At 51.5% G+C, this 13,540-nt stretch carries 11 protein-coding genes and 2 tRNA genes; 5 read left to right on the forward strand and 8 right to left on the reverse strand.

Going from position 1 to position 13,540, the window contains the following annotated elements; all coding sequences use genetic code 11:
* The first annotated feature begins 1 nt into the window (after position 1).
* Positions 2–889, forward strand: a complete 888-nt coding sequence (locus BLP64_RS02595) for an MlaD family protein (protein ID WP_092591463.1) — start codon at positions 2–4, stop codon at positions 887–889.
* Positions 886–1,479, forward strand: coding sequence for an ABC-type transport auxiliary lipoprotein family protein (locus tag BLP64_RS02600; RefSeq protein ID WP_092591465.1), 594 nt, complete (start codon positions 886–888; stop codon positions 1,477–1,479). Before BLP64_RS02595 ends, BLP64_RS02600 begins: the two co-directional genes overlap by 4 nt.
* Positions 1,480–1,509: 30 nt before the next feature.
* Here the strand turns inward: BLP64_RS02600 and BLP64_RS02605 are convergent, their stop codons facing one another.
* From BLP64_RS02605 to dnaQ, 6 genes are all read right to left on the reverse strand, one after another.
* Positions 1,510–1,752 (reverse strand): hypothetical protein, encoded by a 243-nt coding sequence (locus BLP64_RS02605; protein WP_092591467.1) that lies wholly within the window; start codon positions 1,750–1,752, stop codon positions 1,510–1,512.
* An 83-nt stretch (positions 1,753–1,835) separates the two neighbouring features.
* Positions 1,836–4,061 carry an NADP-dependent isocitrate dehydrogenase gene (locus BLP64_RS02610; RefSeq protein ID WP_092591468.1) on the reverse strand — a complete coding sequence of 742 codons (2,226 nt, stop codon included), beginning with the start codon at positions 4,059–4,061 and terminating at the stop codon, positions 1,836–1,838.
* A 158-nt stretch (positions 4,062–4,219) separates the two neighbouring features.
* The gene (locus tag BLP64_RS02615; RefSeq protein ID WP_092591470.1) at positions 4,220–6,406 is read right to left on the reverse strand and encodes a M3 family metallopeptidase; all 2,187 of its coding nucleotides are present in this window, start codon (positions 6,404–6,406) and stop codon (positions 4,220–4,222) included.
* 255 nt (positions 6,407–6,661) lie between these two features.
* Positions 6,662–6,738, reverse strand: a tRNA-Asp gene (locus tag BLP64_RS02620).
* Positions 6,739–6,768: 30 nt separating this feature from the next.
* Positions 6,769–6,845 (reverse strand) — tRNA-Asp (locus tag BLP64_RS02625).
* Positions 6,846–6,987: 142 nt separating this feature from the next.
* Positions 6,988–7,674, reverse strand: a complete 687-nt coding sequence (gene dnaQ, locus BLP64_RS02630; protein WP_092591472.1) for a DNA polymerase III subunit epsilon — start codon at positions 7,672–7,674, stop codon at positions 6,988–6,990.
* Positions 7,675–7,850: 176 nt separating this feature from the next.
* Between dnaQ and rnhA the strand changes: the two genes are divergently transcribed.
* Positions 7,851–8,315, forward strand: coding sequence for a ribonuclease HI (gene rnhA, locus BLP64_RS02635; protein WP_092591474.1), 465 nt, complete (start codon positions 7,851–7,853; stop codon positions 8,313–8,315).
* Positions 8,316–8,339: 24 nt separating this feature from the next.
* Here the strand turns inward: rnhA and BLP64_RS02640 are convergent, their stop codons facing one another.
* Positions 8,340–9,080: a methyltransferase domain-containing protein gene (locus BLP64_RS02640; protein ID WP_092591476.1), complete on the reverse strand. Its 741-nt coding sequence runs from the start codon at positions 9,078–9,080 to the stop codon at positions 8,340–8,342.
* A gap of 70 nt (positions 9,081–9,150) precedes the next feature.
* On the opposite strand from BLP64_RS02640, the gene gloB reads away from it, so the two are divergent.
* Together gloB and BLP64_RS02650 are read left to right on the forward strand one after the other, a co-directional pair.
* On the forward strand, positions 9,151–9,864 hold the full coding sequence (gene gloB, locus BLP64_RS02645) for a hydroxyacylglutathione hydrolase (protein WP_233340081.1): 714 nt from the start codon (positions 9,151–9,153) through the stop codon (positions 9,862–9,864).
* A 40-nt stretch (positions 9,865–9,904) separates the two neighbouring features.
* Entirely contained in the window at positions 9,905–11,497 is a 1,593-nt protein-coding gene (locus tag BLP64_RS02650; protein WP_092591478.1) for a LysM peptidoglycan-binding domain-containing protein, read from the forward strand.
* Here BLP64_RS02650 and ligA read toward each other — a convergent pair.
* A complete protein-coding gene (gene ligA / locus BLP64_RS02655) occupies positions 11,494–13,509 on the reverse strand; it encodes an NAD-dependent DNA ligase LigA (protein ID WP_092591708.1) in 2,016 nt (671 codons plus the stop codon). The two genes, BLP64_RS02650 and ligA, sit on opposite strands and share 4 nt — an antisense overlap.
* Positions 13,510–13,540 lie beyond the last annotated feature (31 nt).

Consider the following 13,540-nt stretch of genomic DNA (forward strand, 5'->3'; position numbering starts at 1 on the left):
GATGGAAACACAAGCACGATATATTTGGGTTGGCGTTATTACCCTTGCGATCATTATCGCAGGGTTATGCTTTACCCTGTGGTTGAGCAAAGCCGATAGCCAGCAAGACTACAAACTCTATGATGTGTTATTCAAAGAGCCGGTAGCGGGGTTGACCACCGGCAGCCCGGTTCATTTTAATGGCATTTATGTCGGCGAAGTCACCCAGCTTAGCCTGGACGCCAACGATATGCGTATTGTCCGTGCTCGTATTCGCATTGGTGCTGCAACGCCCATCACCCAAGCTACCAAAGCGTCCCGAGCGCTACTAAACATTACTGGTGCCAGCGGCATTTCGTTAGAGCAAAGTGTGGCACAAAGTGAGCCGCTCAAGCATACCGGCGACATCCCTGAAATTGTTGCGGCACCGTCTGAACTCACACAATTGCGCCTGAGCACCGAAGAGTTGTTCGTAAACGTCAGCCAAATGATTAATAACGTGAATCGGCTATTTTCGGACAATAACCTGCAATCCATTGAATCCATTTTGACCAATGTGAATCAGTTTAGTGACGGCCTGTTGGCACAAACGGATAATATTGCTGGGGTGTTAGAAAACCTCCAGGCGGTCACCAAGCAATTGAATCATTCGCTGTCTACCTTAGAACGGCAATTAACGGCACGGACCGACCCGCTTTTTGACCAAGCAGAGCTTTCCTTGCGCCACTTGGCTGCCACCAGTGAACAGCTGCACCAAGTGATTGAACAAAACCGCGGGAATATTGACGCTGGCTTGGCTGGGGTTGCTGAATTAGGCCCCACCCTGCTGGAACTGCAAGCAACCTTACAACGCTTTAACCGCATTGCCGCCCGCTTTGAAACTGAACACATCAAGGAGTATCAGCCATGAGACTCAGCACCTTTACTGGCGCCCTCGTAGGGCTCAGCTTGCTCACTGGTTGCAGTATTTTACCCGAGGCCAAGCCCATTGATTATTACGTGATGAAGCCCATGCCAGTAGCCTCACAAGGCCCTGCCGTGCGTTCTCACATTCGTGTCGCCACTCCTGAACTGGGCGACGCTTTGCAATTGGAGCGCATTGTCCGCATCAACAGTGCTGGGGGAGTAATGGCGTACCCCAATGCCAAATGGAGTTCATCCATCGCGACTCTGTGGCAAAACTGGTTATTGGAAGGTTTATGGCGGGATGCGCGGTTTGAGCACATCAGCTCGGCCCAACAAGGGTTAGATAATCAATGGCAACTGGCGGGCCGCTTACAAGCGTTGCAGGTGGAGGAAACTGCCCAAGGAGCGGTCGCTGTGGTGCGTTTTGATGCACAGCTGATTGATACCCGCCAACGTCGATTACATGCCAGCCATCGTTTTTCTGCGCAAGTGCCCGTTGCTGCGAACACCACTGCGGCAGCCGTTCAGGCGTTGCAAGCAGCCAGTGCTGAGGTCGGCCAACAACTGCTGGATTGGTTAGCCGCGACGCCCTAGCGCGCGGCCAACCGGTATAACCCTCTACAACTAAAACGTCCCTACAAAAGCACCAATTCCTTCTTGTTCGAGCGCATCCAATGCCTCGGCAAGCGCCGCATCATCGGTTTCAAAGCGATCTTCCCACAGCGTGGAATTGTTGTCGGCATCCACAATTTCTAACACCCAACCACTTTCTTCTTCGGCTCGATAAATATCAATAGTAACGGTCTGTCCATCCGCTTGATACGAGCGGCACAAAGGACTTTGGATAAAAGCGGCTGCTTCATTCATGGCATCTTCCTCAACGCAAAAAAAAGGGCAACCCCGAGTGTGGAGTTGCCCCGCTATTTTAGCAAGTATTTAATCAATCACGATTAAAATTTTGCCAGCGCCTCATTAAAGGTTGCTGACGGACGCATTGCTTTGCTGACCAATTCAGGATTTGGCTGGTAGTAACCGCCAATTTCAACTGCTTGGCCTTGTACGCTGTTCAGTTCAGCCACGATGGTCGCTTCATTTTCTACCAAGAAGGCGGCCAACTTGCCAAACCGTTCTGCCAATTCAGCGTCTTGGGTTTGTGCTGCTAAAGCTTCCGCCCAATACATTGCCAAGTAGAAGTGGCTACCACGGTTGTCGATTTGACCCAGCTTACGTGCTGGTGACTTATCGTTATCAAGGAACTTCGCCGTTGCTGCGTCCAAGGTGTCTGCTAAAATTTGCGCACGTTGGTTGTTGCTTTGCTGTGCTAAGTGCTCCAACGATGCCGCTAAAGCTAAGAACTCGCCCAGCGAATCCCAACGCAAGTAGTTTTCTTCAACAAACTGCTGAACGTGCTTCGGTGCAGAACCGCCAGCGCCCGTTTCAAACAAGCCACCGCCATTCATTAATGGTACGATTGACAACATTTTCGCCGAGGTTCCTAACTCTAAAATTGGGAACAAGTCGGTGAGGTAGTCACGTAATACGTTACCGGTGACTGAAATGGTGTCTTCACCGTTCTTCATGCGCGCCAAGGTGTATTGGGTTGCTTCAGTCGGTGCCAAAATGCGTAAATCCAAGCCCGTGGTATCGTGATCTTTTAAGTAGGTGTTCACCTTTTTGATCAGCTCCGCGTCGTGGGCACGATTTTCATCAAGCCAGAACACCGCAGGCATACCGCTTAAGCGTGAACGTGTAACCGCCAATTTCACCCAGTCGCGAATCGGTGCATCTTTCACTTGGCACATCCGCCAAATGTCACCTTGCTGCACGTCGTGGGTGAACACCGTTTCGCCCGCTTGGTTCACTACCACAACGGTACCGTCAGCTGGGATTTCAAAGGTTTTGTCGTGTGAACCATATTCTTCAGCTTTTTGCGCCATCAAACCAACGTTCGGTACGGTCCCCATAGTCGCTGGGTCAAATGCACCGTGCTCTTTACAGAAATCGATGGTTGCTTGGTAAACACCTGCGTAACAACGATCCGGGATCATCGCTAAGGTATCTTGAGTTTTACCAGCGCGGTTCCACATTTTCCCGCCATCACGAATCATGGCAGGCATCGACGCGTCAATAATCACATCGCTTGGCACGTGTAAGTTGGTGATCCCTTTATCTGAGTTCACCATCGCCAATTCTGGCTGCTGGGCATAAACGGCTTCGATATCAGCTTCAATGGCAGCCCGTTGGTCTGCTGGTAAAGTGGCGATTTTCGCGAGCACATCACCAAAACCGTTGGTCGCGTCTACGCCAAGTTGCTTGAACGTCTCTGCGTGCTTGGCAAACAAGTCAGCAAAGTAAACTTTTACCGCATGACCAAACATAATTGGGTCAGAAACTTTCATCATGGTCGCTTTCAAGTGCAAGGATAACAACACGCCTTGCTCTTTCGCAGCGGCTGTTTCTTTAGCAAAGAATGCTTGCAACTTGGCCACACTCATGTGGGCTGCATCAACCACTTCACCGGCCAATACTTTGATCGACTCTTTCAGCACCTGGTCGCCAGCACTGGTTTTCAAAATCACTTTTAGGTCATCGGCTTGTGCAAACGTGGTGGACTGCTCGCTGCCGTAAAAATCGCCGTCATCCATGTGTGCCACGTGGGTTTTAGAGTCACTGCTCCACGCACCCATGCGATGCGGATGCTTTTTCGCGTAGTTTTTAACTGACGCTGGAGCACGACGATCCGAGTTCCCTTCACGTAATACTGGATTTACCGCCGACCCTTTAATGCGGTCGTAACGGGCACGAACTTCGTGCTCTTCGTCGGTGCTTGGCTCGAGTGGGTAGTCTGGTAACGCGTAGCCTTGCTGTTGCAATTCTTTAATCGCGGCAGTCAGTTGCGGAATTGACGCACTGATGTTTGGCAATTTAATGATGTTTGCTTCAGGCGCCTTTGCAAGCTCACCTAATTCAGCCAACGCATCACCAATCCGTTGCTCTTCTTTTAAATACTCTGGGAAGCTAGCAATGATTCGGCCAGCTAAAGAAATATCACGAGTTTCAACCGCAACGCCTGCTGCGTCAGTGAAAGTACGGATAATCGGCAACAACGAATAAGTCGCTAAACGTGGTGCCTCGTCGGTTTCAGTGTAAATAATCTTTGAACTATCAATTGACATAGTCATTCCTACTCATGCGTTCAGGACGGAAAAAATTGTCCCAAATTATAGCAGGATCGACGCTTGATCACTAGCGCATCAGCGCTGCCGTCGATGGCAAAAAAAAATCCGCAGTCAGCCGAAGCTCACTGCGGATTTTGTCTACACTAAAAAGTAACTTAGTTAATTTTCGGAGTGGTTAAACCACGACGCTCAAGTAAGGCTTCCCCGGTTGGCTCTTTGCCACGGAAATCAATGTATTGCTGCATTGGATCCTTACTGTTCCCTTTTGACAGAATGGTGTCACGGAACTTCTGACCGTTCTCGAGGGTTAAACCGCCCTGCTCTTGCATGTACTTAAACGCGTCCGCCGCAAGAATTTCAGACCACATGTACGCGTAGTACCCAGCTGAGTAGCCACCTGCGAAGATGTGCGCAAAGAAGGTCGACTTATAGCGTGGTGGAACGGCGTTCACCGCAACTCCATTGCGCTCTAATGCCGCTGCTTCAAATGCTGCTACGTCGGTGATATTCGCCGCTGCTTCTGGCGTCAGGGTATGGTACTCAAGGTCTAACAACGCCGAAGCAATGTATTCGAGCGTGTCATAGCCCATGTTGAAGTTTTTCGCTGCCAGAACTTTGTCGAGCAATTCTTTTGGTATTGGCTCGCCAGTTTCGTGGTGCTTCGCGAAGTTGTTCAGTACTTTTTCGTTCAACATCCAGTCTTCTTGGAAGGTTGACGGGAATTCAACGTAGTCACGTGACACGGCTGTTCCAGCTAACGATGGGTACATGACGTCAGAGAACATACCGTGCAATGCGTGGCCCATTTCGTGGAACATGGTGCTAACTTCATCAAAGCTCAATAAGGTTGGGCCTGATGCTGCTTTCACGATGTTTTGGTTGTTCAAGATCACCGGCTTGGTATCAAGCAAGTGAGATTGACGCACAAATGAACTCATCCATGCACCACCACGCTTGCCATCACGCGTGAACCAGTCACCGTAGAATAAGCCAAGCACGTCACCATTCACGTCTCTCACTTCATACACGCGAACATCATCTGCATACCCAGGGATGTCGTTGCGTGGTACAAAGGTAATGCCGAACAATTGGTTCATGGCATAGAAGACACCGTCTTCAACCACACGGTTAAATTCGAAGTATTGTTTTACTTCATCGGTATCTAAAGCGTATTTTTCAGCACGTACTTTCTCTGCGTAGTACGCCCAATCCCACGGTTGTACTTCAAAATCACCGCCTTCAGCGTCGATAACCGCTTGGATTTCAGCTTGTTCTGCCGCCACGTTGCTCACTACGGCTGGAACTAAGTCGCGCAACATGTTTTGCGCTGCAGCTGGCGTGCCTGCCATGCTGGTTTCTAGCACGTACTCACCCCAGTTGTTGTAACCTAACAACTGCGCGCGCTCAGCACGTAACTGCGTCAATTTCTTCACTAATGGGCGGTTATCGGTTGCCGTGTTACCAGTACCACGGAACGCAGATGCTTCCCAAATGCGCTGACGTAATTCACGGTTTTCCAATGACGCCAACACGGGCTGACGAGTGGTATTGGTAATTGAGATGGCATATTTGCCTTCGTGACCAGCGGCCGCCGCGGCATTAGCGTAGGCTTGAATTTGTGCGTCGCTTAAGCCCGCAAGCTCTTCAGCACTGTCAACGATAATGGTATTTTCACGCGCCAAAGTCATTAAGTTACGTTGGAATTCGGTGGTTAATGACGACATTTCAGCGTTAATTTCACGAATCCGCTCTTTCGCTTCTTCGCTCAATTCAGCACCGGCGCGAACAAACCCACGGTAGGTGTCTTCCACCAAGCGTAGCGCTTCACCGCTTAATGATGCGCGATTTTCGTATACTGCCTTCACCCGCTCAAATAAGGCTGGGTTCAACATGATATTGTCACGGTGGGCAGCGAATTTTGGTGCCATTTTACCTTGTAGGGCACGTGTATCGTCATTCCCATTTGAGCCGGCAACGTTTGAGAACACGGCAGAAACACGGCTTAATAAAGCGCCAGCTTTTTCCATAGCCACAATGGTATTTTCAAAGGTCGGTGCTTCTGGGTTATTGGCGATCGCTTCGATTTCAGCAGCTTGCTCGGCCATTCCAGCTTCAAACGCTGGTTCAAAATGTTCAAACTTGATTTTGGTGAAATCAGGCGCTTGATAAGGCAAGGTGCTGGCTGCGTAGAATGGGTTACTTTGATCGAACTGGCTGGTTTGCATGGTTTGTGCTTGCTCCGTTTGTGCCCCTTGAGTGGCTTGCTGAGCAACTTCTTTATCAGAACATGCGGCAACAGTTAAGGCCGTACCAATAGCAACAGCGATAAGGCTCTTGCGCATAATAAATCTCCCTTGTGATTGTCAGTTAACCTTACTAATGTACCCCCCCTTGGGTTTCCACTCAAGTGCAGTTCATGGCACATTTGTAACTATCTGCCCCAGTTTTGGTATGACCAGCACGACTCACGCTTAAAAAAGAAACGCTACGAGTGCAATCGACAATCGAATCAACAAACCAAGTAACAGAGCTGAAGCCGTGGTTGATGACATTTGGGAATGATTTTGTGGGAATAAAAAAGATGCTTACTAAAGAAGTGGCGGAGCGGACGGGACTCGAACCCGCGACCCCCGGCGTGACAGGCCGGTATTCTAACCAACTGAACTACCGCTCCGCAGCGATAAGGCTACCTTGTGCAGGAAAGTGGCGGAGCGGACGGGACTCGAACCCGCGACCCCCGGCGTGACAGGCCGGTATTCTAACCAACTGAACTACCGCTCCGCTTTCCTGATTCTGAATTCCGCGAGGGGGCTTCAGAATGCGGAGCGAATATTACGAATGCTGAGCGGACTCGTCAACCTTTTTTTGTAAGTTTTGAATCGTTTGCTTGAAAAACGCTCAAACCAGACAGAAAACCAACAATTTAGTGCCACAATGGCTGCTTGATCAGCTGCAAGCGCTCGGCATGTTGTTGCTCTTCTTCGGGCGTCGCTCGCACTACCCGCAATTCGGGTTTATGAGTTAATGGCGTCCAACCCTGTTGCTGACCTCGCTGCTCGGCACTGTTTTTAGCCGCCAGCTCCAGCTTGGTTTGCCCGCCCGTCATGGCCAAATACACATCAGCCAATAACTCGGCGTCCAACAACGCGCCGTGGAAGGTCCGCCCCGAGTTGTCGATACCATAGGCTCGACACAAGGCGTCCAAGTTATTCCGCTGCCCAGGGCGTAACTCACGCGCCAGCATCAGCGTATCCAACACCCCACAGAAATCAGCCACGCGCCCAACATCTTTGCGGCAACGTTGCAACTCATGATCAATAAAGCCCACGTCAAACGCCGCATTATGAATCACCAACTCGGCGCCATGGATGAACTCAATAAACTCATCCACAATTTGCTCAAATACGGGCTTATCTTGCAAAAACTCGTTGGTAATGCCGTGAACTTCAATGGCTTCTTGTTCCACCACGCGCTGCGGATTAATGTAAACATGAAACGTCCGCCCCGTCAGCTTGCGCCCAATCAGCTCCAACGCACCAATTTCAATAATGCGATGCCCTTGGGCAGGATCAAGGCCAGTGGTTTCAGTATCAAGTACGATTTGTCGCATGAGTCAATGATTATCCAGAGGTTGCTTAACAAGAAAGGAATTCGGATGAGTTAGTTTGGCTTTTTTCCTCATGAACGACAAGTTTATTTTTTGGAAGACACCGGCAGCGTAGCACTCGCGATAAGAATTCGTTAGACTTTGCCGACACATTCACGAGGGAACGGACAACTGCCGACATGACTCAACACGTCGCGATTTACACCGATGGTTCTTGTTTAGGAAACCCTGGGCCTGGCGGCTACGGGGTCGTGATCGAATACGGCCCCCATCGCAAAGAGCTGTCTGGCGGCTATCGCCTCACCACCAATAATCGCATGGAGTTACTTGCGGCCATCAAAGGGCTGCAAGCGCTCAAACGTCCCTGTCGGGTCATTCTGACCACAGATAGCCAATATCTGCGGCAAGGAATTCAGCAGTGGATTCATAACTGGAAACGAAACGGCTGGCGTACCTCGGCCCGCAGCCCAGTGAAAAATGCCGATTTATGGCAGCAATTAGACGAAGTAGCACAACGCCACGACATTCAATGGAATTGGGTGAAAGCCCATCAAGGGCATCCGCAGAATGAACGCTGTGACGATTTAGCTCGTGAGGCCGCAGGGCAATCCGAGCTGGCCGAAGATACTGGTTATCAGCCATAGCCCCCATTATTTGCCGTGTGCCGACTAATAACGGCCGCCGTCGTTAATGCGCTGCACCGCTGGCACGGCGTTGAGTGGTGTTTTGCTTGGTCGTTTGAGCCGCACCGGGGTTAAGGGATATTCGCGCTTTTTCGCCACCAAATAATACCAACTGCCAACGGCCGGCAGCACCTGCGATAAATGGCTTAAGCCAAAGCTTGGCGATGGAGTGCGCGCCAGCAGCAGGCTGGGCGCGGTATAACCGCTTGCCACAATTTCAAAGTTCAATAAATTCAACCAATCACACACTCGCGCTCGGCTAAAATAACGCCCTCGCCAGGGTAACTGTTGCAGGTGCGGCGGCCAAAATCCCACCCAACGGGCTGGGCATAGCGGATTCAGCCCTGCCAGAATCAGATGCCCATCGGCAATAAGGCTCCGGCTCATTTCTCGCAATACTTGATGAGGGTCGCGCTCAAATTCCAACTGCCCCACCATCACCACCGCATCGAGCACCCCTTCAGCAAATGGCCAGTACTCAAAATCCGTATGAATATCTCCAGCTCCTGAACGGGTGGCCGAAAATTGATGGCGAACCCGCAATTCATTTAACTCGAGTTCATGCGCCAGATGCCCCACTCGGGCTAAGTAGTAACCAAATACTTTGGCACAATGAGGTGCCAGCGCTTGGCTCAACTGCGCTTGTAACCACCCACCATGGGGCAGCTCCAGCCAACTGGAGGGTGCTGCTGCCGCGACCTCTTGTCGTGCAGGCATTAACATCATGGTCAGACCCCTCTATAATCCAACGTCAGTCGTACCACTGACACAATTCTTAGCCAATGAAGGTGATGTGATGATTATATCTGCGATTCCTGCATTTGATGATAACTACATTTGGGCCATTCAGCCAGCTGAGGACAATGCCGTTATCGTTGTTGATCCGGGCGATGCCACTCCGGTTTTCGAGTGGTTAGCACATCACCAAAAACAGCTGATTGGTATTTTAATTACGCACCATCACTGGGATCATACCAATGGCATCCTGCCCTTGGTGGAGGCTTTCGCTGTTCCGGTGTATGGCCCTCATAGCGGACATATTGAGGGCATCAGTCACCCAGTAGCCGCTGGGGATACCTTCACGGTGCCGGGTTCCCAGTGCGAGTTTCAGGTGCTGGCCACGCCAGGCCATACCCTGGATCACCTCAGCTACCATACCCCGGGCCATGTATTTGTCGGTGACACCCTGTTTTCTGCCGGCTGCGGCCGTATGTTTGAAGGCACGCCCGAACAGTTTTTTCATTCTTTACAGTTGCTCGCTGAACTCCCCGACACAACGAACGTCTATAGTGCACATGAGTACACCTTAGCAAATTTGACGTTTGCCTTAGCCGCTGAGCCCGAGAATCAAAAAATTTCAGACTATGCCACGGCAGTGCGACAGAAACGGGCGCAAGGAGAAATCACATTACCTTCGTCAATCGCGCTCGAGAAAGAGATCAATCCATTCCTGCGAGCGACATCCATTCAGCAGTTTGCTGAATTACGACGGTGGAAAGACCAGTTTTAATGCCGTAAACTGCCGGCAACAAAAATAACGGATACTATCAATGAAAAAATGGCTAGCACTGGCTATCTCAACCAGCCTATTTACGGGGTGCGCAACCTTACCTTGGCAATCAGAGCAGCAACCGACCGACACTACGGCGGCCCCACTGCCGGTTGCGGACGAGCCTCCTTCGATTGACGTCGCAGAAGCACTGGTGGAACCCACGCCTGAAACAGTGACGCCTATCAGTCCACAACAAGAAGCCGATGTGTGGGTACGGATTAAACGCCAACTCACTCTGGACGCTCCTGAAGTTCCGCGGTTGGTGAGCCAACGTGAATGGTACCTCAACAACCCTCACTACATGGAGCGGGTGGCCAAACGCGCGCAGCCGTTCATGTACTTTATTGTGGAAGAAATCGAACGCCGCAACATGCCGTTAGAATTGGCGTTACTCCCGATTGTGGAAAGTGCCTTTGACCCCTTTGCCTATTCCCATGGCCGTGCGGCGGGTATTTGGCAGTTTATCCCCGGCACCGCCCGTCATTATGGGCTGGAAATTAACTGGTGGTACGACGGTCGACGCGATGTTTATGCTGCTACCCATGCGGCATTGGATTACCTCGACGCCTTACAAAAGCGCTTTGACGGAGACTGGTTACATGCCCTTGCGGCCTATAACTCCGGCGAAGGTCGAGTTGCCAACGCCATTCGCGCCAATCAGCGGGCGGGGAAGCCCACCGATTTTTGGTCGTTACAGCTGCCATTAGAAACGCGGGCCTATGTACCCAAGTTGCTGGCCTTGGCCGATATTCTGAAAAATCATGACGACTATGCGCAGCATTGGTTGCCCATCGACAACGCCCCTTATTTAGCGATCGTTGAAGCCCCCGCACAAATTGATTTAGCCAAAGCGGCGGAAATGGCGGAACTCGATCTGGATGAATTGCATCACTACAACTCAGCGTACAACCGTTGGGCCACAGATCCCAGCGGCCCTCATCGGTTGCTGTTGCCCATCGAGAATGCCAACAAGCTGCAACACTGGTTGGCGAACACCGATCAAAGCGAACTGGTGCAATGGGCACGCCATCAAGTTAAGCCGGGGGAAAGTTTGCTGGTGATTGCCAAGCAGTACCACACCACGGCCAAAGCGATTCAGCAAGCCAACCGTATTTCAGGGCATATCATTCGGGCGGGAGACTACTTATTGGTGCCTGTTGCTACCCGTGAGCTCGATGATTACACCCTGTCTGCCGAACAACGCTTGGCCAGCAAGCAATCCACGGCACGGGGCGAATACAAAGTGGAACACACGGTGGTAAAAGGCGATACCTTGTGGGATATCAGCCGCAAATATAAGGTGAATTTACGCCAACTCGCCAGTTGGAATGGTATGGCGCCGACGGATCCCCTACGCCCAGGCAAAACCTTGGTGGTGTGGTTACCTCATTCGGAGCAGCCGGCGGGCGTGGTGCGGAGCGTGAACTATAAAGTCCGTTCTGGCGATTCGCTAGCGCGCATCGCCTCACGGTTTAATGTCCGCATTCAAGACATTGAAAAGTGGAACCAAATTAGCCGTAACAACTACTTACAACCGGGGCAAGAACTGAAGCTTTTGGTGGATGTAACCCGTTTAAATAGCCAATCCTAACTATCCTGCAGGAGGTCGAGCAACTCGGCCTCACTCAGAATAGGAATGCCCAATTGCTCTGCTTTGGTTAGCTTAGAGCCCGCATTATCTCCCGCAATCACGGCGGTCGTTTTCGCCGACACGCTGCCAGTCACCTTCGCACCTTTCGCTTGCAAGGCTTGCTTCGCTTCGTCGCGGGTCATTTCGCTTAAGGTACCGGTAAGCACATAGGTCTGCCCGGCTAAGGTCGATGTGGCCGCACTGGGAGGCGTTAAGGCCGGCCATTGAATGCCAAGACTCACGAGTTCATCCACCACCTGTTGGTTATGCGGCTCGCGGAAGAATTGATAAATATGGTTTGCCACCACTGCCCCCACATCTGAAACTTCTTGCAAGGCGTCCAGTTCGGCCGTGGCAATGGCTTCTAAACTTCCAAAATGCTGGGCCAAGTTGGCCGCTGTGGCTTCCCCAACCTCGCGAATTCCGAGGGCATATAAAAAGCGTGGCAAGGTGGTTTCTTTACTGGCTTGAATCGCCGTCACAATGTTCTGGGCAGATTTCTCCCCCATGCGTGGCAAAAACGCCAGTTCGCGGGCATGCAAACGATACAAATCAGCCGGAGATTTAATCCAGTCGCGCTCAATCAGGAGCTCAATTAGTTTCTCACCTAGCCCATCAATATCCATGGCCTTACGCGAGGCAAAATGTTTGATTGCTTCGCGTCGTTGGGCAGCGCAAATTAAACCACCGGTACAGCGCGTGACAGCTTCACCGGCAACCCGCTCCACATGGGATTCGCACACGGGACATTGCTGCGGAAACTCAATCAGCCGCGCATCACTGGGCCGGCGCTCAAGCACCACCTGCACCACCTGCGGAATCACATCGCCCGCCCGACGAATAATCACCGTGTCGCCAATGCGAACATCCAAGCGTTCAATTTCATCGGCGTTATGCAAGGTAGCGTTGGCCACGATCACGCCCCCCACCGCTACCGGCTCCAACCGTGCCACCGGGGTAATCGCACCGGTGCGCCCCACTTGGAAATCCACGTCTCGAATTACGGTGAGCTCTTCTTGCGCTGGGAATTTCCACGCAATGGCCCAACGCGGAGCACGTGAAACAAAGCCAAGATCTTGCTGCAACGCAAGGTCATTCACTTTAATCACAATGCCATCAATTTCGTACCTTAACTGGGCGCGCCGCTGCAGAATGTCTTGGTGATAGGCAAAGCATTGCTGCACTCCTTGCACCACCTTAATTTCATCACTAATTGGCAAGCCCCATTGCTGCAACTGTTCCAGGCGACCAAAGTGGGTGTCGGCAAGCGCAACCTCATCACTCACCACGCCCATGTTATAGGCATAAAAATGCAATGGGCGCTGTGCGGTGATGCGGCTATCCAATTGCCGCAAACTGCCAGCCGCAGCATTCCGCGGGTTGGCAAAGGTTTTTTCACCCTTCGCCGCCGCCCGTTCGTTGTACTGTTCAAACGCTTGAATCGGCATAAACACTTCACCGCGCACTTCTAAGCGCTGCGGAAAGTCGCCTTCCAGCTGCAACGGAATATTTCGGATGGTTTTCACGTTGGCGGTAATGTCTTCTCCGACTTGCCCATCACCGCGCGTCGCGGCTTGGGTTAACGCGCCATTCACGTAGAGCAGGCTCACTGCTGCGCCATCTAATTTGGGTTCACAACAAAACTCAATCGCGTCTTGTCGATCCAAACGCTCCGCAATACGTTTGCTAAAAGCCGTAAAGTCATCGTCCGTTAACGCATTATCAAGACTTAACATGGGCGTTTCATGGCGCACCGACTGAAATGCATCCAACGCCTTGCCGCCAACTTTTTGGGTTGGCGAGGTGGCCGACAGTAAACTTGGGTAATCATGCTCGAGCTGTTGCAGCTCACGAAACAACCGATCATATTCAGCATCGGGAACCGATGGTTCATCGAGCTCATAGTATTCACGGTTATAACGGGTTAAAAGCGCTCGTAACTGCGCCACGCGCTCGGTTACGGCAGCATCGATTGCAGGGGTACTGTCGTCAAATAAATCTTTC

Source organism: Pseudidiomarina indica (genome assembly GCF_900104245.1).
Classification (GTDB): domain Bacteria; phylum Pseudomonadota; class Gammaproteobacteria; order Enterobacterales; family Alteromonadaceae; genus Pseudidiomarina; species Pseudidiomarina indica.